22 protein-coding genes are annotated in these 20,850 nt (G+C 70.9%); 5 read left to right on the forward strand and 17 right to left on the reverse strand.

Annotated features, from left to right (window positions below; genetic code table 11):
• Positions 1 to 185 precede the first annotated feature (185 nt).
• The gene (locus C8K30_RS09780; RefSeq protein ID WP_108492717.1) at positions 186 to 449 is read right to left on the reverse strand and encodes a hypothetical protein; all 264 of its coding nucleotides are present in this window, start codon (positions 447 to 449) and stop codon (positions 186 to 188) included.
• Here C8K30_RS09780 and C8K30_RS31665 point away from each other — a divergent pair.
• Positions 433 to 1,275, forward strand: coding sequence for an excalibur calcium-binding domain-containing protein (locus tag C8K30_RS31665; RefSeq protein ID WP_146197405.1), 843 nt, complete (start codon positions 433 to 435; stop codon positions 1,273 to 1,275). The two genes, C8K30_RS09780 and C8K30_RS31665, sit on opposite strands and share 17 nt — an antisense overlap.
• 154 nt (positions 1,276 to 1,429) lie before the next feature.
• Here the strand turns inward: C8K30_RS31665 and C8K30_RS09790 are convergent, their stop codons facing one another.
• The 14 genes from C8K30_RS09790 to C8K30_RS09855 all read right to left on the reverse strand — a co-directional run bounded on the left by C8K30_RS09790 (position 1,430) and on the right by C8K30_RS09855 (position 15,444).
• Positions 1,430 to 2,785 (reverse strand): hypothetical protein, encoded by a 1,356-nt coding sequence (locus C8K30_RS09790; RefSeq protein ID WP_108492719.1) that lies wholly within the window; start codon positions 2,783 to 2,785, stop codon positions 1,430 to 1,432.
• 2 nt (positions 2,786 to 2,787) lie between these two features.
• A complete protein-coding gene (locus tag C8K30_RS09795; RefSeq protein WP_369939819.1) occupies positions 2,788 to 3,405 on the reverse strand; it encodes a SigE family RNA polymerase sigma factor in 618 nt (205 codons plus the stop codon).
• Positions 3,406 to 3,762: 357 nt separating this feature from the next.
• On the reverse strand, positions 3,763 to 5,022 hold the full coding sequence (locus C8K30_RS09800; RefSeq protein ID WP_108492720.1) for a hypothetical protein: 1,260 nt from the start codon (positions 5,020 to 5,022) through the stop codon (positions 3,763 to 3,765).
• Entirely contained in the window at positions 5,019 to 5,594 is a 576-nt protein-coding gene (locus C8K30_RS09805) for a SigE family RNA polymerase sigma factor (RefSeq protein WP_108492721.1), read from the reverse strand. Before C8K30_RS09805 ends, C8K30_RS09800 begins: the two co-directional genes overlap by 4 nt.
• 415 nt (positions 5,595 to 6,009) lie before the next feature.
• Entirely contained in the window at positions 6,010 to 6,825 is an 816-nt protein-coding gene (locus C8K30_RS09810) for an amino acid ABC transporter ATP-binding protein (RefSeq protein ID WP_369939652.1), read from the reverse strand.
• Positions 6,822 to 7,811: an amino acid ABC transporter permease gene (locus tag C8K30_RS09815; protein ID WP_108492722.1), complete on the reverse strand. Its 990-nt coding sequence runs from the start codon at positions 7,809 to 7,811 to the stop codon at positions 6,822 to 6,824. Before C8K30_RS09815 ends, C8K30_RS09810 begins: the two co-directional genes overlap by 4 nt.
• Positions 7,811 to 8,737, reverse strand: coding sequence for an ABC transporter substrate-binding protein (locus C8K30_RS09820; RefSeq protein WP_108492723.1), 927 nt, complete (start codon positions 8,735 to 8,737; stop codon positions 7,811 to 7,813). Before C8K30_RS09820 ends, C8K30_RS09815 begins: the two co-directional genes overlap by 1 nt.
• Before the next feature lie 135 nt (positions 8,738 to 8,872).
• Positions 8,873 to 9,052, reverse strand: a complete 180-nt coding sequence (locus C8K30_RS09825) for a methionine/alanine import family NSS transporter small subunit (protein WP_108492724.1) — start codon at positions 9,050 to 9,052, stop codon at positions 8,873 to 8,875.
• Complete coding sequence (locus C8K30_RS09830) at positions 9,049 to 10,611, reverse strand: sodium-dependent transporter (RefSeq protein ID WP_108492725.1); 1,563 nt, start codon at positions 10,609 to 10,611, stop codon at positions 9,049 to 9,051. The genes C8K30_RS09825 and C8K30_RS09830 overlap by 4 nt, the downstream gene beginning before the upstream one ends.
• Before the next feature lie 83 nt (positions 10,612 to 10,694).
• A complete protein-coding gene (locus C8K30_RS09835) occupies positions 10,695 to 11,951 on the reverse strand; it encodes a D-arabinono-1,4-lactone oxidase (RefSeq protein WP_108492726.1) in 1,257 nt (418 codons plus the stop codon).
• A 64-nt stretch (positions 11,952 to 12,015) separates the two neighbouring features.
• On the reverse strand, positions 12,016 to 12,363 hold the full coding sequence (locus C8K30_RS09840) for an STAS domain-containing protein (RefSeq protein ID WP_108492727.1): 348 nt from the start codon (positions 12,361 to 12,363) through the stop codon (positions 12,016 to 12,018).
• A 296-nt stretch (positions 12,364 to 12,659) separates the two neighbouring features.
• Positions 12,660 to 13,127, reverse strand: a complete 468-nt coding sequence (locus C8K30_RS09845; RefSeq protein ID WP_108492728.1) for an aminoacyl-tRNA deacylase — start codon at positions 13,125 to 13,127, stop codon at positions 12,660 to 12,662.
• Between the two features lie 85 nt (positions 13,128 to 13,212).
• On the reverse strand, positions 13,213 to 13,536 hold the full coding sequence (locus C8K30_RS09850; RefSeq protein ID WP_108492729.1) for a DUF2087 domain-containing protein: 324 nt from the start codon (positions 13,534 to 13,536) through the stop codon (positions 13,213 to 13,215).
• Between the two features lie 3 nt (positions 13,537 to 13,539).
• The gene (locus C8K30_RS09855; protein WP_108492730.1) at positions 13,540 to 15,444 is read right to left on the reverse strand and encodes a M15 family metallopeptidase; all 1,905 of its coding nucleotides are present in this window, start codon (positions 15,442 to 15,444) and stop codon (positions 13,540 to 13,542) included.
• A gap of 317 nt (positions 15,445 to 15,761) precedes the next feature.
• On the opposite strand from C8K30_RS09855, the gene C8K30_RS09860 reads away from it, so the two are divergent.
• The 3 genes from C8K30_RS09860 (at position 15,762) to C8K30_RS09870 (ending at position 17,770) form a co-directional block, all read left to right on the forward strand.
• A complete protein-coding gene (locus tag C8K30_RS09860; RefSeq protein WP_108492731.1) occupies positions 15,762 to 16,040 on the forward strand; it encodes a hypothetical protein in 279 nt (92 codons plus the stop codon).
• 189 nt (positions 16,041 to 16,229) lie between these two features.
• Entirely contained in the window at positions 16,230 to 16,835 is a 606-nt protein-coding gene (locus C8K30_RS09865; protein WP_108492732.1) for a hypothetical protein, read from the forward strand.
• A 254-nt stretch (positions 16,836 to 17,089) separates the two neighbouring features.
• A complete protein-coding gene (locus tag C8K30_RS09870) occupies positions 17,090 to 17,770 on the forward strand; it encodes an HNH endonuclease family protein (RefSeq protein WP_108492733.1) in 681 nt (226 codons plus the stop codon).
• Between the two features lie 80 nt (positions 17,771 to 17,850).
• Here C8K30_RS09870 and C8K30_RS09875 read toward each other — a convergent pair whose 3' ends face one another.
• Positions 17,851 to 18,495, reverse strand: coding sequence for a hypothetical protein (locus tag C8K30_RS09875; RefSeq protein ID WP_108492734.1), 645 nt, complete (start codon positions 18,493 to 18,495; stop codon positions 17,851 to 17,853).
• A complete protein-coding gene (locus C8K30_RS09880) occupies positions 18,492 to 18,956 on the reverse strand; it encodes a hypothetical protein (protein WP_108492735.1) in 465 nt (154 codons plus the stop codon). Before C8K30_RS09880 ends, C8K30_RS09875 begins: the two co-directional genes overlap by 4 nt.
• Positions 18,957 to 19,235: 279 nt before the next feature.
• Between C8K30_RS09880 and C8K30_RS09885 the strand changes: the two genes are divergently transcribed.
• Entirely contained in the window at positions 19,236 to 20,810 is a 1,575-nt protein-coding gene (locus tag C8K30_RS09885) for a glycoside hydrolase family 76 protein (protein WP_199230428.1), read from the forward strand.
• Positions 20,811 to 20,850 lie beyond the last annotated feature (40 nt).

A 20,850-nucleotide genomic window follows, 5' to 3' on the forward strand; every position in this document is an offset into this window, starting at 1 on the left:
CGGTTCGACTCCGGGTTCTGGCGCCAACCCGCCTGGATGGCCGATAGTGGGGCCGACCGTATCGAAGGAGCAACCATGCCCGTGCGCTTCAACCCGCCTCCGGGTTGGCAGGTGCCCCCGGGATTCCGACCCGACTCCGCCTGGGCTCCCGACCCGTCGTGGCCGCCGGCCCCGCCCGGTTGGGACTACTGGGTCGACCGACCGGACACTCCCCAGCCCGACGCCGGACCCCACGGCGTCGCACCCCCCGCACCCTCAGCACCCCCCGCACCGCCGGCTCCCGTCACACCGCCGGCGCCCGCCGACAGGACGGACGCGGGAGCGGACACGCGGACCGTCGCGATCCAGGTGATCGACGGTCCGGGCGTCCGCCCGGCCCCCGCGCCACCGGGCCCGCCCGGCATATCGCCTGCCGACGCGATGGGCTCGACCATGACCATGGCGCCCATCAGCGCTCCCCCGGCTCCGGGCGCGCCCCGGCCCGGCTCCGGCCCGCAGCCCGTCTACCCGCCGCCGGTGATGGCACCTCCGCCCCCGCCCCCGGGCACGGCGGCCAAGGGCCCGACCACCGGCGTGCTCGCCGCCCTCAAGGGGCTCGGTGGCCGGAAGGCGACGGCGCCCGGCGGCCCGCCGCCGCTGGCGACCGGTCCCGGAGCCCCCGGTCCCGGTCCGCTGAGCATCGACGACGCGAACCGCTCCCGCCCCGGCGGGCCGATGCCTGCCGGACCGATGCAGGTCGCACCCTTGGCTGCGGGGCCGCGCCCCGGCGCGCCCGCGCGCCAGGGTTCGCGTGCGCCAGGTGCCGGGCTCATGATCGCCATCGCCGTGGCCGGCCTCGCACTCGGCGTGATCGTGGGTGTGGTGATCACGGCCGGCCAGCAGGCCGACGCGAACCAGGCGATCACCGACGCCCAGAACATCCAGTCGCAGATCGACGAGCAGCGTGCCGAGATCGAGGCCGACCGCGCTCAGATCGACAAGCAGCGCGACGAGGTGGCCAAGCGCGAACAGGCCCTGGCCGACCGCGAGGCTCAGGTCCAGGAGCAGGAGACCGCGCTCGAGCAGCAGCAGGAGCAGCAAGAGCAGGAGCAGCAGGAAGAGCAGGAGGACGACGGCAACGGGAACGGGAACGGCGGGAACCCTGGCACCGTCTTCTACTGGAACTGCGACGCAGTGCGCGCCGCCGGCGCTGCCCCGCTCCCCAACACGGAGCCGGGCTACCTGCCGCACCTCGACGGGAACGGCAACGGCATCGCCTGCGAGGACGGCGAGTAGCCCGAATCGCTCGGCGCGTCCCTCGCCCTGTTCGGCGTAGGAGGCGTCGTCACAAGATAGAACGGGCCGAGGCAGATCCCCAGACTCTGCCTCGGCCCGCTCGTGTGTTCCCGGTCCACGCCATCTCCCCAGACGAGACGTGGACCGGGAAGTCTCACAACCCCAGGAGATCCTCCAGGAGTTCACCGAGGCCGAGGGGATCCTCGTTGTCCTCGGGAGCTTCGGTCGGCTCCTTGCTCGGAGCCGGGTCGGGCGACACCTCGCCGCCGGGCAGGACGTCGCCCGTCGATGCGAGCTGCAGCGCCTCGCTCATGTCGATCAGACAGAGCCGCCAGACGTTGGAGTCCACGCCGTTCGGCGCCCGCCAGAACGCCTTGCCGGTGAGCTGCGGCGGCGCCGTCCAGCTCGTTCCGGTGCGCTGCGCGACGCAGGTCTCCATCGCGGGGACCTCGTTCGCCGCCGCGTCCTCGGCCAGCATCGAAGCGAGCTCCGCGACCATCGGCGCGGGCGTCGCGGCCTGCGGCGTGTCCACGGCGTTGCCCGCGACGTCATGGATGACCGCACACTCGGGCGAGGTGCTGCGGCACCAGGAGGCGCTCCACGTGCCCTGCTTCGAGTAGACGAACCCGCGCGGCTCCGCCGTCGAGCGGTCCACCTGCAGGACCCGCATCCACACGCTGCCGTCGCCGAGCACGTCGAACGGCGTGACCTTGAGCGACGCGCCCGCTTCGGGCGCACCCGCCACGCCGGCACCGTCGGTGCCGGTCCCCGGTGACGCGGACGCCCCCTGCGCGTCCGCGGCACCATTGGTCTGCGGGTCGTCGAAGACCAGGAACTGGTCCCCCTCCGTCGCCCCGGAGGAGAATCCGAACACGAGTGCCGGGCCGCCGTCGGACGGCAGGACCATCGCGTCGGACGTGACGCCTCGCCAGAGCAGGGTTCCTCCGAGGTTCCCTGCGCGGAGGTTCTGGAGGGCGGTGTCCCCGCCCGCCAGGACCTCCAGGTCTGTGGCGCTGTGCCGGCCGTCGATCTTCGCCAGGGTCACCACCGCGAGATAGCGGTCGCCACCCCCTGCATCGAGACCGAGGTCGAGCACAGCCGTGTCCCCGTCGACGCGGTAGGCCGCGGGCTTCGCCACGGTGCTCACGCCGGGCGCGAGGTTCGCGACCTGCGCCTCCGGGTCCGGCGTCGGGATCGCGGTGGGCGACGGCGGCGCGGGCTCGACCGGGACGGTGTCCAGCGGCTGCGCCGACTCGATGGGCGCGACCTCAACCGGAGAGCTGCTCCAGAGTCCCGGGATACCGGGCAGCGCGCCCGCCGCTCCGGCGCCGACCGTGGCGAGCGCCAGCGTGGATGCCAGCGTGACGCTCGCACGCCGCGTGGCGTGCTTGCGGCGGCTCGACCGCAGGACGCTGTCCAGGTCCAGCGTCGATGGCGGTACCGCCGCGTGCGCCGACTCACGGACCCGGGCGACGAACTCGTCGTCGGGGGCGCCTTGGGAGAGGTTCATGTTCATCGATTTCCGCCCAGTGAATCGAGATCGAGGATCGCGCGCAGGTGGGCGAGGCCGCGCGAGGCCGTGGACTTCACGGTGCCGAGAGGAATGCCGAGCTCGTTCGAGACCTCGGACTCCGACAGGTCGAGGAGATGACGCAGCACCACTACCCGGCGCTGCTTCAGGGGAAGGCGCAGGAGGGCGCGCACGACGGCGTCGCGATCGTCCACGGTGCGCGTGGGCATCCGGGCCGACTGGCGGGAGACGCGGACGTCGTCCTGCGGCAGCTCCTCGGGGCCGGTCAGGACCTCGCGCCGCGTACGGCGCCAGGCATCGATCCGCAGGTTCGCCAGCACACGCCGCGCGTACACCAGCGGGTCGCCCTGTCTGGCCTTGTGCCAGTGCCGGTAGCACCGCTCGAAAGTCTGCTGGGTGAGCTCCTCCGCGCGGTGAGCGTCACCGCTCAGCAGGAAGGCCATCCGGTGCAGTGGATCCTTTGCCTCTCGCATGAACGCCGTGAACTCTTCGTTCTTCGAAGCCTGTGCGTTCCTGCGCGCGTGAGTGGCCGTGGGCCGGTCTGTACGCACGGGGAGCGAGGGTACGTCATCGATGTCCGCCGCCCCACCTCGGACCACTGTGAGCGGCCGGGTCGCGGGGGCGGGTGTCGTGGTGGATGGGGAGTCTGGGGTGTTCTGCTCGGTGGTCACGGTCTCCAGGTCGTCCGCAGAGCTGGAGTCGGCGCGCACGACGCGCAGAATCACGGGCTTGGTAACCCGGAACTCTGGCGCTTGTGCGCGCGGACTCGTGACTGTCACGAACGGAACACGGGCCGACCGGGACGAAGGTTCCATCTGGATCCGCAGAAGTTTTTCGGAACCGTGTGATCCGGGCCACCAGGCCGCTGAGCTGTCGGACGAGGCAGCACGTGTCAGGCGTACAGGTCACCTTCGCTGACCTGTACGCCTGACACGTGCGAGGGGGTGGCGGTCCGGTCAGGAGATGCTGACCGAGCCCAGGATCCGCAGGGCGGTCCGCTCGCCCTCCGGGGTGTTCGGGAGCGTGGCGTTGATGCCCCAGGACCCGGACATGTCCTCGTCCCAGACCCAGAACTGGACGTCGAGCGGCGTCGCGCCGTTGTGCCAGGGCTCCGACTCGCGGATCGTGACCTGGACGCGCCCCGCGCCCTCGATCTGGAAGGTGAGCGCGTCGTCGGGTGCGGTAGTGGTCGCGCCGTAGCCGTCGTACTCCCGGAGCGCCGTGATGTTGGTGTCGACACCGTCCTGGACCCCGTCCGGGACCATCCAGGTCTCGACGTCCGTGAGCGCCGCATCCACCGGATCAGCAGACATGCCGGCAGGCACCGAGTACCGCATGCCGTTCAGCTCGTGCACCTCCCAGTCGGCGGGCGTCTCGCGGTCCACCTCGACCACCGGTAGGTCTCCACTGCCCTGCAGCCCTTCGATGCCCTCGCGCACCTCGATGGGGGACGACGTGAACGCGAGGGACTCGGCGAAACCCTGGACCACCTGGTCCGAGCGGGCCGCATCCGTCACGAACTCGAGGTGGGCGCTGTACCAGAGGCCGCCAGTGTGATGGACCACGAGATCGGCCCATCCGGTCTGGCTGTCCGGGTCCGTGCCGGTCGTCAGCACCGCTCTGTCGGCTCCCTGCACGTCCAGGTCCACGCGCTCGCTCTCCCCGTTCCGAGGCCACTCCCCCGGCTTCTTCAAGCTGGCCAGCATGAACATCGAGTCGGCCATGGAGCCGACCATGCCCTCGTTGCCCGGGTCGCCCTCGATCTCGATCTCCTGCCCCGGTCCCGACCACTCCACCGAGTCCTCGTCGTACGGAATCGCCTTCCAGGTCCCGGGCATCGCGTACGCCAGCCCGCGGAACTCCGCCGGCTGCCAGCCCGCGGGGAGCTTGGCAGGCTGCGGGACGGTCTCCTCGGGCGTCGGTTCCACGCTGGCCACGGGGCTCGGCGCCGCGGACACCTCGCTCGAACCGGGGAGCAGCGCCCTGTCCGACGCGGCGTCGTAGGTCAGCGCGAGCGCACCGGCGGCGGCCACGACGACTCCGGCCGCACCGCCGGCCACCACCAGCGCCGTCCGACGCCGCCGCACCGTCCGCACCGCCCTGGTCGCCATCGCCACCGAGTCGAGGGACTTCGGCGGCTCGATCGTCGAGCCGGCCGCGCGCAGGCCGGCCACCAGCGCCGCGTCCTGCTTCGCGTAGATGTCGTGCACGTTCATGATCGGCTCCCCTCGCCGTCGGGCACCATGAGGGTGCGCAGGCGCGCCAAGGCGCGTGAGGCCGTGGACTTGACGGTGCCGGCGGAGATGCCGAGCTCTGCGGCCGTCTCGGCCTCGGATCGGTCGAGCAGGTAGCGCAGCACCACCACGCGGCGCTGCTTGACGGAGAGCACCATGAGCGCGCGGACCATGCGGTCCCGCTCGCCCAGCCCGCTGTCCGACGCCGGAGCGCTCGCCTCGCGCAGGCTGCTCACCGGGTCGTCGGTGAGCGTCTCGCGGCGGGTGCGGCGCCACGTGTCGATCCGTGCCGTCGCCAGGACCCGGCGCGCGTAGGCGAACGGGTCGCCGTCGCCCACCTTCTTCCAGGCCTTGAACGTGCGCTCGAGAGCGAGCTGCACCAGGTCCTTAGCACGGTGCTCGTCGCCGCACAGCAGGTAGGCGATCCGGTACAGCGCCGGGGTGCTGACCTGTGCGAAGGCAGTGAACTCCGCGACCGGGTCCAGACCGCTCCGGACGACCGGGAACTCGCCGGTGCTCATCTCCGGCTCCAGGCTCACCGCGACCTCGCTCATCCGGTGCACCGCCCGGAGCTGTGACCGGTGACCTGCACCGGCGCTGGTTGGCGGCGCCAGGTGCGCCGCATCGTCTGCGTCATGCACCTTAGACGCAGACCGGGACCGCCGGGGTTCCGCTCTTTTCGAACGGATTCCTCCGAGATACTGACGGCGCGGGCCGACGTCGGGACTCCGCAAGGCCGGTCCGTACTCCGAGGCTGGGCACAGCCGTCACTGCGGGCGCCTTGGCGCCGCACCGGGCCCGCGGCCCCACCGGTGGCCCTGCGGCCGCACAAGGGGCGCTCGGGGCCCTCCACGGCGGCGATCTCCGCTTCGAGGTCTGCCGCCCCGCCGGCCCGGCCGAGGTAGCCGTCTGGCGAGGCACTCACCCGGGGTGACTACCTCGCCAGACGCCCTACCTCGGCAGGACGAGTCAGAGCACGTGCGCCAGGAAGTCCCTGGTGCGCTGCTCCTGCGGGTTGTCGAGGACCGCAGACGGCGGCCCGCTCTCGACGATCACGCCGTCGTCCATGAACACGACGTGGTCGGCGACCTCACGGGCGAACCCGATCTCGTGCGTCACCACGATCATCGTCATGCCGGACTTCGCCAGGTCCTGCATCACCGACAGCACCTCGCCCACGAGCTCGGGGTCGAGCGCCGACGTCGGCTCGTCGAACAGCATGAGCTCCGGGTCCATCGCGAGCGCCCGGGCGATGGCGACCCGCTGCTGCTGGCCGCCGGAGAGCTGCGCCGGGTAGTGGTCCATCCGGTCGGTGAGCCCCACGCGCTCGATCAGCTCGAGCGCGCGCTGCTTCGCCGCCTTCTTCGACAGCCCCCGCACCTGCACGGGCGCTTCCATGATGTTCTCGAGCGCCGTCATGTGCGGGAACAGGTGGAACCGCTGGAACACCATGCCGATCCGCGAGCGCTGCCGCGCGACCACCTTGGGGTGCAGCCGGTGCAGCGTCCCCTTGGCGTCCTTGCGGTAGCCCATGAGGTCGCCGCCGACGACGACGGAGCCGCCGGTGATCTCCTCGAGCTCGTTGATGCAGCGCAGCAGCGTGGACTTGCCCGACCCGGACGGGCCGAGGATCACCGTGACCTCGCCGCGCGCGACGTCGAGGTCCACCCCCTTCAGGACGTGCACGGCGTCGTGCCCGTGGCCGAACACCTTGTGCACGGCACGCACGGAGACCATGTCCGTGGAGCCGGCCGCGCCGGCCGGGGAGTCCGCGACGACGCTCATGGCGTCACCTCCTTGGTGATGTCCACGTTGACGGTCCCGGCGGCCGCGATGGCCGCCTGCTTACCGCCGGCCGGCCCCTTGCCCCGGCCCCGGCGCCGGGTCGTCGTGCCGAACCCGCGCCCGTAGTACTGCTCCAGGTAGTGCTGGCCCACCATCAGGATCGAGGTGATGAGCAGGTACCAGAGCGCCGCGATGACGAGCAGCGGGACCGGCAGGAAGTTGCGGTTGCCGATCGCGCTGGTCGCGTACATGAGCTCGTACGTGAACGGCAGCGCGACCACGAGGGACGTGGTCTTCAGCATCGAGATGGTCTCGTTGCCGGTCGGCGGCACGATGACGCGCATGGCCTGCGGCAGCACCACGCGGCGCATGATCTTGCCGTCCTTCATGCCGAGGGCCTTCGCGGCCTCGGTCTGGCCGGGGTCCACGGAGGTCAGGCCGGCGCGCACGATCTCGGCGAGGTACGCCGCCTCGTTGAGCGCGAGGCCGATCAGCGCGAGCCAGAACGCCGTGAAGACGTCGTCGGTCCGGAAGGAGAAGAACTCCGGCCCGAACGGGATGCCCAGCGACAGCCGCGGGTAGAGCACCGACAGCAGCCCCCAGAAGATGAGCTGCGTGTAGATGGGCGTGCCGCGGAAGAACCAGATGTAGGCCCAGCTCACCCAGCGCATGACCGGGTTGTCCGACCGGCGCATCACCGCGAGCGTCACGGCCAGGACGATGGCGACCACCATCGACCCGAACGTGAGGATCAGGGTCCACATGACGCCGCGAATCACCACTATGTCGCGCAGGTACAGCCACACGACGTCCCAGCGGAAGGCGTCGTTGGTGATCAGGGCGTTGGCCGCCATGGCGGCCAGGACCAGCACGATCACGGCCGCGACGATGCGGCCGGGCCGCGGCACGGGCCGGGCCTGGATCCGGTTGGGTACCGGATCCTTGCCCGACGCCGAAGCGTGCGTCTGTGCCGTCACGTCGCTCATCAGCTTGCCGGGTTGAGCTCAGCCTCGTCCAGCACGCCCTCGCCGCTGCCCCAGACGTCGAAGACCTGCACGAGCGTGCCGTCGTCCATGAGCTTCTGGACGGCGGCCTGCACCGCGTCGGTCAGCTCCTGGTCGTCCTGCGAGACGACGATGCCGAGCGGCGCCGCGTCCCGCACGTCGCCGACGGTCTCGATCTGACCGTCGGTCTGCTCGACGGCGTAGCCGACGACCGTCGAGTCGGCGTACATGGCCTGCGCCTTGCCGCCAACGAGGTTGGTCGTGGCGTCGGCCTGCGAGTCGTAGCGCAGGATGTCGATCGGCTCGTCGCCGTCCGTCTCGCAGTCCTCGGAGAGCGCCGTGAGCTCGTCGTCCTGGATGGTCCCGGTCTGCACGGTGATGCTGACGCCGCACAGCTGCTCCGGGTCGAAGTCGTCCGGGTTGCCGGTCGCGACGGCGAACTGCGAGCCCACGAGGAAGTAGCTGATCATGTTCGCCTCGGCGATGCGCTCCGGCGTGATCGTGAAGGAGGAGATGCCGACGTCGTACTTGGAGCCGACGGCGGGGATGATGCCGTCGAACGGCGAGGACTGCACCTCGGTCTCCAGGCCCAGCACCGCACCGATGGCCTTCGCCATGTCGACGTCGAAGCCGATCGGCGTCTGGCCGTCGGTGTCGATGTACTCGGCCGGCGCGTAGGTGGTGTCGGACCCTACGTTGAGGGTGCCGCGCTCGGCGATCTCGGCGGGGAGCATCGCGGCGATCTCGTCGTCGACCTCGATGGTCGAGAGGTCGAACGACGCCGCGGCGCTGGCGTCGTCGGAGGCGGTACCGCCTGCGGTCTGCTGCGACGCGTCGGTGCAGGCAGTCAGAACGAGGGCAGCAGCGGTGAGTGCCGCCGCGGCGGTGAGGGCGGGAAGCCTGCGCATCAGGGGTCTCCTGGTAGGTCGGGTCATTTGTGACATTGTGATGTAAGACGTGTTACGCGAATGTTTCGCCCGTTCCGATATCGGTTGGCTTGGGCAAAGAATCGCGGCGAGCCGGTCAAGTGCCTGCCGGGCCGGTCAGGTGTCGTGCTCGACCGGCTCGTCGGGCCGATCCCCGGCACCGTCCTCGTGCTGTTCCCAGCCGTCCGGCCAGTCCGTCCGGTCGGGCCGGCGCACGATCACGACGATGCTCGCCGCGAGGCCGCCCCACAGCACGACGAGCGAGATGACCATCAGGGCGATGGCTGCGCTGCTCATGACCTACCTCCGAACCTGGGCCACGTGTCGTGGACATCGGGCTCGACCCGCCACCGCATCCGGGTGAGCACGAACGCCGCGACGACCAGCAGGACCACGGTGCCCCATCCCATGACGACGAGATACCACCCCGCATACCCCTCGTAGCCGTCCTGGACCAGGCTGACGATCCGCGAGACCAGCATCGCCGCGAGCACCACGGGACCGAGGACCACCACGCAGAAGGTCCACCAGCGGCCCACCGGAATCGTGGACACCGCGTTCAGGTGGAACCGCATCTCCTCGGTGCGGCGCAGCACCCACCCCAGCAGCACGCACATCGCGATGGCGGAGACGACGATGCCGATGTTGTTCGCCCACTGGTCGACGGTGTCGAGCGCGACCAGGCCGGTGGTGGTGGAGAACGCCAGCACGGAGAGCACAGCGGAGACCACGCCGATGCGGACGGAGGCCTGCCTGCGGGACCAGCCGAACTTCTCCTGGAACGCCGCGGAGACCACCTGCACGATGGAGAGCAGCGACATGAACCCCGCCATGACGAGCGACCCGAAGAACAGCGCCCCGAAGAGCGGCCCCGCCGGCATCTCGGAGACCAGGGCCGGGAACGTCATGAACGCGAGCGTCGGCCCGCTGATGCCGTCGAGCTCGGCCACCCCCACCCCCTCCTGGTGCGCGAGGAAGCCGAGCCCGGCGAACACGCCGATGCCGGCGAACACCTCGAAGGCGGAGTTGGAGAACGCCACGACCAGGCCGGGCGACGTCAGGTTGGCGCGACGCCTGCGGTAGGAGGCGTACGTGATCATGATCCCGAACCCGACCGACAGCGTGAAGAAGGTCTGGCTGTAGGCGGCGATCCACACGTTCGGGTCGGCCATCACCGCCCAGTCGGGCGTGAACAGCGCGTTCAGCCCGTCGGCCGCGCCCGGCAGGAACAGGGCCCGCACCACGAGTGTCCCGAACGCGAGGAGCAGCAGGGGCATGAACACGAGGTTGATCTTCTCCAGGCCCTTGGCCACCCCTGCGGCCAGCACCGCGATCGTCGCGATCCACACGATCGCCAGCGGGATCAGCACCGCGGGCACGAAGTCCAGCGTGAACCACGGGTCCGCACCGCCGACGTCGGCCAGCTGGAGGTACTCACCGGTGAAGAAGCTCACCGTGTCGTCACCCCAGCGCAGGTCGAAGGAGTACCCGAAGAAGCTGAGCGCCCACGCGATGATCACCGCGTAGTAGACGGCGATGACGAAGCAGATGGCCACCTGGAACCAGCCGAGGCTCTCCAGCCAGCGCTTGATCCGCCGGAAGGCGAGGGGCGCGCCCCCGCGGAACCGGTGCCCGACCGCGTAGTCAAGGAACAGGATCGGGATGCCCGCCGTGAGCAGCGCCACCAGGTAGGGCACGATGAACGCGCCCCCGCCGTTCTCGTAGGCCACCCCGGGAAACCGCCAGATGTTTCCCAGCCCGACGGCGGACCCGACCGCGGACAGGATGAACCCCAGCTGTCCGCTGAACTCCTCGCGCTTCTCGGGCTCCGCGGTCCTGCTCTGCGCGTCGCTCATCCCTCGATCCTCCGAGAAAATCACCCCGGGGCCAAACCGGGTGCACGGGGCGAGGTTCGCGGGCCTGCTTCACGGCGCAGGGTTCACGGGGCGAGCAGCGCCTCCACGTAGCCGCCGCGGAACTTGCCCGTCGGGTCGAGGCGCGCGGCGAGCTCGGCGAAGTCGCCGAACCGCGGGTACAGGCCCGGGAGGTCGGCCACCGGGACCGTGAACAGCTTGCCCCAGTGCGGGCGCGCGCCGAGCGGCAGCAGTGCCGCCTCCAGCTCGGGCAGCACGGCCCGCACGGCCGGCCAGTCCTGCCGCCACGTGAAGTGGAACGCGAGGCTGTCCCCGGGCGCGGTGCTGAGCCACAGGTCGTCGCCGGCGACCGTGCGGATCTCGGACGTGAGCAGGAGCGGGCCGAGCCGGTCCCCGAGGGCCCGCAGGGCGCGGACGGCGTCGGCCCCCGCGGCGCGCGGCAGGAGGTACTCCGACTGCAGCTCCTCGCCCAAGGACGGCGTGAAGTCCAGGCGGAAGTGCGGCAGCCGCTCGAACCACGGCCCGGGCACCCCGCCCTGCTCGGTGCACGCCGCGGCGTCGACGTCGGGCAGGGGGTGCATCGGCCGGGTCGCCGGAGCCGCGCCCAGCTCGACCGGGAGCGCGGGTGCGGCGCCCGCGCCGTCGTCCACCCGGGACTTGCACCAGACCAGCCGGACGTCGGGCTCGAACCAGCTCGTGAAGATGCTGACGGAGTACGCGCTACCCAGCACCGCGTCGAGGTTGTCGAACAGCGCGTCCCACGGCAGGCCGGTGAAGACGTCCTGGCGCACGTCGAACGCCGGCACGGTGGCGAGCTCCACGCGGGTCACGACGCCGAGGGCGCCGAGCGCCACCACGGACCCGGGAAAGTCGGCATCGCCGCGGCGCAGGGTCAGCACCGCACCGGAGGCGGTCATCAGCTCCAGCCCGACGACGTCGCCCGCCAGCGAGCGCGTCCCGTCACCGGAGCCATGGGTACCCGTGGCGACGGCGCCCGCCACCGAGATGTGCGGCAGGGAGGCCATGGCGGTGAGGGCTCGGCCCCGCGCGTGCAGGTCCGCGGCGACCTCGCCGTAGCGCAGGCCTGCCCGGACCGAGGCCACGCCGGTGGCGGGGTCGACCTCGAGGGCCGGCCTGCCGTCGTCGAGCAGGTCGAGCTGTACGTGCACGCCCTTCGTGTCAGCGACGTCGCAGAACGAGTGGCGCGATCCCAGGGCCCGGACGCGGGGCTCGCCGGCGACGATGCCGGCAAGCTCCGCGAGGGTCCGGGGGCGCTCGATGCGCGCGGAGGAGTACGTGAGGTTCGCTGCCCAGTTCTTCACCGGACAAGGGTGCCACTCCTGCGCCCGATCGGACGCGATCGATCAAACCGGGTTCAGCCGTGGCTCAGGCGCTGGCCGAGGCGTTGCGGACGACCGGGATCCGTTGGCTGATACCGACCATGTCCAGGACCTCCATCACCACGGCGGACGGCTCACGAAGCAGCACGGGGGAACCCGTCTCCTCGCCGAGCACGAACACCTGAAGGATGAAGGCCACCCCGGAGGAGTCGATGAACGTGACGTCCCGAGCGTCGACGATGACAGGCTCGGGGTCCGGTCGTGCTGCGAGCGTGGCCATGGCCGCGCTCGCGTTCTCGCGCAGCAGCGCGTCGATGTCACCCCAGAGGGTCAGCACCGTGCCCTCGTAGGTGTTCCGGCAGGCGATACCGGATCCCAGGGGTCCGGGAACCATGTCCTGCGCTGAGTCTGACGGGAGAGGGTCCATGGGGTCATTCGCTCCGTCCTGCATTGGTCGGGCCTCGACTTCGTTAGCACTGACTTCCACACACTGACTTGGACGTCGACTTGGACACTTCTTGGTGCTGTCTGACCGCTCCTTGCCCCTGCGGGGCAAGAATTGCCTAGGGCGAGTGTTCACCCGACACCCGGCTTACGTCCACCCCCATGGCGTTACGGTCGCGTTGCACGATGGAGAACTGCCGGTCTCCGCGTCCTTGCGGGCCTGCTCGGCGCCTGCCCGAGGCGGACTCAGGCAGGGTCGGTCACGTCCGCAACCGTGGCATCGAGCGCCGTCGTCAGGTCGACGGCATCGACCGTGGCACCCACACCATGTGCGCCCCCGCCGATCGACACAGGCCCCGGCTCACCGAGCCGGGAGTCCGCGACGACGGGCCACCTGTGGAACGACCCGAACGGAGTGATGGTTCCCCGCTCATAGCCCGTGACCTCGAAAGCCACATCCTTGTTCGGCATCGACAGCCGCGAGACGCCGAGCAGCGCACGCAGCTTCGGCCACGAGATCTGCCGGTCACCGGGAACTAGCACGAACAGGAAGTCTCCGTCGGCCCGGCGCACGACGATCGTCTTGATCACCCTCGCCGGCTCGACCCCGCGTGCGGCGGCGGCCTCGGCGAGGCTGGCCACCTGGCCGTGCCGGGTGATCTCGAACGGGATGCCCGCCGCCTCGAGCGCCGCGACGGCTCGTTCTTCGGTCATGACATTTCCTATCCTGAAAACACGAGTCTTCGTTGTCTCGCAATACGGTCAAGAATCTCTTGCGAGCGGCTCCGGCTCCTCCGGCTCAGGCGTCGTACTCGGTGCGTTCGGTGCGCCAGTACTCGGCGCCGTCGCGTGTGCGCTGCACCAGGCCGTGGTCCACCATCGCACGCCGGACGCCGGCGGGGTCGTGGACCAGCTCCCGCAGCCGGTCCGTCAGCTCGCGCTCGGTCACCGGCTCCAGGAGCGTGGGCAGCGCCTGCACCGCCAGGTACCGCGTCACCGCGATCTTGTCGCGCCATCGTCGCGGCATCGCCTCCAGGCGCCCGGAGCGCAGGAAGCGCCGGGGATCACCCAGCCCTGCGCCCGGCGTCTCCGCCTGCCCCCTCGGCGTCGACTCAGCCGCCATCCGTCAGCTCAGCCCTCGTCCGCGGGGACGCCGGCCGCCCGAGACTGCGCTCGTCGAACTGGAGAGGATCCCGAGCAGGCCGGACGACGAAGCGTCAGCCGTGCCCTCCGGGTCCCCTTCCGCGACCGCACAGGGATCCTCGGCGGTTGTTCCGCTGTCGGCGCCGTCGTCCGCGGCGGTCTCGTCAGCGGCGGTCTCGTCAGCGGCGTCGGAGCTCGTTGCCGGCGACTCGCCCGGAACGGGCTCGGTCTCCGGGCACTCCTCGGGCGATTCCTCCGACGGGTCCGGGTCGGTGCTCGGTTCCTCCGTCGGCTCCGACGGGCTCGGCGACGGGTCCGTCGGGCTCGGCGACGGCGACGGGTCGGTCGGGCTCGGCGAAGGCGACGGGTCCGGCGGGCTCGGCGACGGCGTGGGCTTCGTCGTGGGCGTCGTCGGCTTCGGCGTCGGATCGCTCGGTGTCGGCTTCGGCGTCGGCTTCGACGGCTTCTCCGACGGCGGGTTGTCGCTCGGCTCGTCCGACGGCTTCGTGGCGGGCTTGCGCGGGTCGTCCGACTTGTCGTCGCTCGGCTTGGGGTCGAGCGACGGCTTGTAGCGCGGGCTCGTGGAGTCGCTCGGGGTCCAGGTGCCGACGTCGGACGGGTCGATGGCGCGGTTCGGGATGGACCCGGCCGCGAAGAACTCGAAGTGCCACGGCTCGGGCTTCGCGCCGCCGAGCTGGGCCCACGACGGGTTGTCCCAGCCGTAGTCGGGGCCGTGCAGGCGCAGCCAGACGTACTCGGGAGAGCTGCCGCCCGCGATCGGGTTGCCCAGGTCCACGGCGAGGCCCCAGCCGTGGTTCGACGTGCCCGGGATCGCCGCGAGGTGCGGCTTGATCCCGGCCAGAGCCACCTGCGCCTCGTAGGACCGGTAGGAGTCGGTCATCGGGATCGGGTAGCCGAACTCCTCCTCGAACAGCGCGCTGAGCGCCGTCAGCCGCTCGGCCGCGTCGCAGCGCAGCATGTGACCCGGCGCGAACTCCAGCGGGCACAGCACGTCGGCGGGGATGCGGCCGTTCGCGTAGCCGAGGGTGGAGCCGCCGAACATGGTGACGACGTCGAGCAGGTTCTCGCGCAGCGAGAACCCCTCGCGCTCGTTGGTGCCCTCGACCTCGACCAGCGCGTTCGGCACCGATGGGTCCAGCATGTTCGCCAGCCGAACTGCCGCCATCACCACCTGGTCGTAGGTGATGTAGCCCGCGTGCGCGTCCTCGGAGTGCGGCTCGGTCGCGGAGGTGTGCTCGTCCGCCACCTGCACGGCGGGCGGGGTGTCCTCCTCCGGCGCCGGCGTCTCGGTGCCGTCCTGCTTGTTCGTGCCCTCGTCCTGGTTCGTGCCCTCGTCAGCGCCGTCGTTCTCGGCACCGTCTTCTCCGGCGCCGTCCTTCTCGGAGCTGCCCTTATCTGCGCCCGACGCCGGGGCGTCGGCATCCTTCTCGGGCGCGCGCGCTGCGGGCGCGTTCTCAACGCGGAGGCCCTCGTTGTTCTCGCCGAACGCCAGCTGCTGCATCTGGTACGTGGTGTAGAGCATGCCGAGCTCGGCAGCGGCCTGCGCGACCGTCGGGCTGAAGTCGGGGCCCTGCTCCCGCGCCTCCTGCTCGGCACGTTCGAGGACGGCGACGATCTGGCCCAGGCTCACGCCCTCGGGGGCGGTCTCGGTCTCACCGACAGAAACGCTCTCGAGCACACCGTAGAGCCGGATCGGAGGGTCGCCGTCGTTGCCGGACCCGGGCGAGGCCGGGACGCTCGCCGCGGCCGAGAACAGCACCCCTGCGGTGATCACCGTGGCGAGCGCACCGTGCCAGGCCGTGCGGAGGTACTTGCGCAGGCCGGGTCGGGGGACATGCGGAACAAGCGTCTTCGCTTGGTCGTCCACGCCTCGCCCCCTCGGTCGGTGCGCCGCCTCGCAGTGCACAGTGCGTACGTTTTGGATCCTTGCACAGGACTATCACGCTCAGGTGAACTCGAGCGGGGTAATTATCGGCGCCAGGGGTGAACCTCACCTCCAAGGGGAAGACGCCGGACGCCGGCGTCGGTGACGCCCACGATCGATAAGAGTAACGATTCGGGCGTACAACGCAATGAAGTCTTCCTGGTACATCTCGGGATGCTTCACACTGACCCGGGTCCGTACGGGCGCACTCGCGCCCGCAGCCGAGCGGCCGGAATCGTGGCCGTGAAAGGAAGTCCCTCATGACCGAGACTCCCAACGCACCTGCCGTCCAGAGCACAGTCCAGGACCCGCAGGCGAACACCATGGCCATCATCGGCTTCGTGCTCGCCTTCGTCGCGCCACCGATCGGGATCATCCTCTCGGCGATCGCGGTGTCGAAGGCCGGCAAGGCGGGCTTCGACAGCAAGCTTGCGAAGTGGGGCCTCGCCCTCTCGATCATCTTCACGGTGCTGTACCTGGTGTTCGTCGGGCTCGGTGTCGTCGCGGCGCTCTCGCTCCCGGCCAACGCCTCCATGTGATCTCGGGCCGCACCTGGGCGCCCACCGGCGCGCCCGGCAGCGTCGTCAACAGCGCAGAGGCTGTCGCTCCCTCGGAGCGGCGGCCTCTGCTGCGCTCATGGCTGATATCGGTCTATCCAAGACCATTCGGATACTCCACAATATGGCCTGACATTTCCTAAGACCTGCTACCAGGGGAGCACTACCACCATGACCACGCCCGACACCACGACCGCCGAGGCCACGATCGAAGAGAACGCGACCGCCACAGCCACCGAGGTCGTGGAGACCGAGCCTGCCGAGCCGGAGGCGACGTCCGAGGCGAAGGCTGAGTCCGAGGCGCCTGCCGCAACCGAGCCCGCTACCGAGGCCCCCGCCGTCGAGGTCTCCGAGCCCGAGGCCGCGCCCGCCCAGGCCGAGACCGCGAAGCTGGAGACGGCGGAGACGGAGACCGCCGCCGTCGAGACCACGCCCGAGGCTCCGGCCGCCGAGGCCGCGACGGCCGTCAGCACGACCGAGGTCGCCGCACCGGTCGCCGCCGCGACCGCCGTCGCCGCGCCGGCCGCTCCCGCTGCCGCCGCCGAGGAAGAGGACCCGCAGACCGCGGTCTTCAGCCTCGTGACCTTCTTCCTCGCCGCCCTGCCGGTCATCGGCGTCATCCTGAACGCCATCGCGGTCGCCCGGGCCGGCAAGGAGGGCTTCGACCTGTGGCTCGCCCGCTGGGGCCTCGCGCTCGCCATCATCGAGACCGTCGGCGCCCTGGCCCTGGTCGGCCTCGGCTACTACTTCGGCCTGCTGACCGCCGGCGCGGTCTGAGCCGACCGGCGGCCCCACCGAGGCCCGCCTCCGCCAAGCCTTCTCGCATGGTCTACCCCCAGACCCCATGCGAGATCGCTCGGCGGAGGCGGGCCTTTCGCTTGGACGACGACGGCAGCAGGGAGCCCATCCAGAGCGGACCATCGCGGCAGAATGGGTGAAATTTCGCTAACCGTCACATCATGGTCATTCGGGTGTCACCGGCCGCCTCGACGATGGACGCGCCCAGGTCAGTCTCGAGGAAGGTCTGTCCCATGTCGCAGCTCGTCGTTCAACGAGGTCCCCGGCGAGGGCTTCCAGCTCGCCACCTGATCGCATCCGTCGCGGCGCTGGCGCTCGTCGCGCTCCTCATGGTGGTGTACCCACAGCCCGCCGACGCCTACCCGCCGGACCTCCCGTCCAAGGCGCAGGTGCAGTCCGAGCTCAACGCGCTCACGGTGCGGGCGGAGGGCGCGTCCGCCCCGTACGACCGGGACCTGTTCCCGCACTGGATCAGCCAGGGCAACAGCTGCAACACCCGCGAGGTGGTGCTGCAGCGCGACGGCAGCAACGTGCAGGTCGGCAGCGACTGCTACCCGACGTCGGGCACCTGGTACAGCGAGTGGGACGGGCAGACGGCCACAGCGGCGTCGGACATCGACATCGACCACGTCGTCGCCCTGTCCGAGGCCTGGCACTCGGGCGCCAGCGAGTGGACGACGAGCCGCCGGCAGGACTTCGCGAACGACCTCACCGGCCCGCAGCTGATCGCCGTCACGGACAACGTGAACGTCTCGAAGAGCGACCACGACCCCGCCGAGTGGGTCCCACCGCTCGCCACCAAGTACTGCGCGTACTCCAAGATGTGGATCCACACGAAGTACCGCTGGGGCCTCACCCTGGACTCCGCGGAGAAGACTGCGGTGCAGGGGCTGCTGAACACCTGCACGTACTGACCGACAGCACCCCGAGCAGCAGCTCGGGGCACCAGGAAGCAGGGCGTCCGCCGGACGCCCTGCTTCCTCTGTCTCGTCCTCTACTTCGTCGCGCTCTTCCGCTGCCGCATGTGGTGCTGGACCTCCGCGGGGCGGCGCGTCGTCGATCCGCGCGTGGTCCCGGCGTCGGACAGCGCGGCGCGGAGCGCCTCCTCGGCGTCGAGCACGGCCTGGTAGGCGTCCTGGCAGACGGCGTACCCGGCGCAGGCGGCGTCGAGCACGGCGAGCGCGGCGGTGGACGCGGCGCTGACCTCCTCCGGCCCCGCGTGGCTGCTCACCGAGGGCAGCCCGGCGGCGTCCTGCTGAGCAGCGCGGAGGTCGGCGAGGCCGGAGGAGTGGCCTGACTGCCCGGACTCCAGGGCGGTCGCGTAGTCGTCGAGGGTGTCGGCCATGGCATCGAGGCCCTGCGCCTCGAGCACCACAGTGGCGTGGCCGCGCAGCGCGGTCTCCAGCGTGCGGAGGCCCTCCGCCGCGGCCCGGACGGCCTGGGCGTTCCCGCGGACCGCCGCGGGATTCCCGTCGGGCGGGCTGACGGCGGCCGCGTCCCAGCCGGACGCCGATGCGCGCAGGTCGTCGATCAGGATCTCGACGTACTCCGGCACATCGAGGTGCTCGAACCCATGGCGTTTGCGGCTCAGCTCGTTGATCCGGCTCTCGCACAGGTCGATGAGCTCGCTGAGGGTCACGCCGGCCCCTCGGTGACCGGTCCGGCCGTCCGGACCGGGCGGATCGGCAAGCCCGTGGCCGAGCGCTCGACGGCGGAGGTGCTGGTGGCCGAACGGTCGGTGGACGAGGCCGCCGACGCCTCGGTCTCGACCGGCTCCACCAGCGGATCGGGGTCGACCTGCGGATCCGGGTCTGCCGTCGGGTGCACCAGCTCGGGTGGCTCCATCACCGACAGAACGCGCTGGACCTTGGCGATCTCGCGGAGCGCGGCGGCCGGATCGGTCTCCCTCCCGGCTGCGCGCAGCACGTGCCCGACGGCGGCCCGCGCCGCCGTCGGGCCTCCGACCACGCCGTCGCCGAGCGCGATCACGTCGGCGAGCCCGGCGAGCCGCACGGTGATGGCGACCCGGCGCGTCGTCGGCCAGGCGACGCCGGCCGCGTTCAGGCGCTGCACGGAGCGCGCGATGGTCTCGGGGCTCATCGCCTGCCCTCCACCGCGTCGGCGTCGACCTTCAGCTGCTCAGCCATCCAGCTCCCTCTCCAGCATCCCTGCACGTCACAGAGATTTCGAAAGCGTAGGTCGCAAGCTTCCGGGTGAACATGGGGAGCGATCCCCATTGCACCGAGTCCGCCGGGAACGGTTGACGTCTCACCCCTGGACGGTGAGTCTGGTCGGGCCGCGGCCCGGTCGGCCGCGGGTGCACCGCTCCATCGCTCCACCCACCACAGACGGACGCCAGGACGAGCACAGGGAGAACCAATGACACCGCTGTCAGAGATGCCCTCCAACAACCAGCGCCGACGCTTCGGGAAGCGCACCGGACGGCCGGCCCTCAGTGCGGCCGCGGCCGTCGCCGTCGCCTGCCTGTTCGCGACGTCGCTCACCACCGCGCCCCCGGCGGGCGCCGTCGCACAGGCCGGCACCGCGGCCGCGCCCGATGCCGGGGCGCGGGCCGGCGCCGTCGCACAGGCCGAGATCTGCGACATCTACTGCGATGCCCGAGACCCCGCGGCCGCGACGAGCGACCGCGTGCCGGTGAGTGCCACGCTCTACGGCCGGACCATCCGGCTCCACGTCTCCGACACCGACGTCATGGGCTGGGGCTCGATCGACGGCGGCCAGCCGGGCGACGAGGTCTGGCTGGACCGGTCCTTCGACGGCGGACGGACGTGGGCGTCGGGCAGCAGGCTCGGCGCCACCACGATCCCCAGCGGCTCGACGGGCTGGCGCACGCAGATGTACAACGTCGACGACTGGAACAACACCGGCGTCGGCGCCCTGCGCGCCTGCGGCAAGGCGGGCGACCGCGCCGAGATCGCCTGCACCGGCTGGGCCCGCAACGACCGCAACGCCGGCAGCCGCTCGACGGCCGCGGCGACGTCGCTGATGATGCTGTGGGACCGCAACACCGGCCTGTTCGAGACGAACGGCTGGTGGACGGCGGCCAACGCTCTCACCGCCGTCATCGACAACGCCAGGATCAGCGGGATGGGCAGCTACCGATACGCGATCGCGCAGACCTACGACAAGAACGTCAACGCGCGCGAGGGCCAGTTCCGCAACGAGTACCTCGACGACACCGGCTGGTGGGGCCTCGCGTGGATCGCCGCCTACGACCTGACCGGCGACAGCCGGTACCTCAACACGGCACGCGCCGACGCCGACCACATGCGCGCCTACTGGACGAGCACGTGCGGTGGCGGCGTCCAGTGGAACACCGGCATCGCGTACAAGAACGCCATCACCAACGAGCTGTACATCCAGCTCAACGCGGCGCTGCACAACCGCATCCCCGGCGACACGACCTACCTGCAGCGAGCACAGGAGGGGTGGGACTGGTTCCGGGCCAGCGGCATGATCAACTCCGGCAACCTGATCAACGACGGGCTGAACGACTCGTGCGTCAACAACGGCCAGCCCACGTGGACCTACAACCAGGGCGTCGTCCTCGGCGCCCTGGCCGAGCTGCACCGGGCCACCGGCGACGCGGCGCTGCTCACCACCGCCCGGAACCTGGCGAACGCCTCGACGTCGTCCACGTACCTGAACCCGGGCGGAGTGCTGCGGGAGGTGAACGAGGGCGACGACTGCAACAGCGACGGCGCCTCCTTCAAGGGTGCGTACGTGCGTGGCCTGGGCAAGCTCAACGCGGCGCTGGGCGATCGTCCGTACAGCGCCTACCTCGACCGGCAGGCCGACGCCGCGTACGGCAACGACCGTGACTCGCTCGACATGTACGGCCCGCACTGGGCCGGGCCACTCGTCCGGCCCGCAACGGGTCACGGCTGCCAGCACGGCGCACTGGACCTGCTCAACGCGGCGCAGGCAAGCTGAACCGGCGACGTGTCAGACCCGCAGGTCGCTCGCGTGACCT

The sequence above is a fragment of the Promicromonospora sp. AC04 genome (assembly GCF_003058225.1).
Lineage (GTDB): Bacteria > Actinomycetota > Actinomycetes > Actinomycetales > Cellulomonadaceae > Promicromonospora.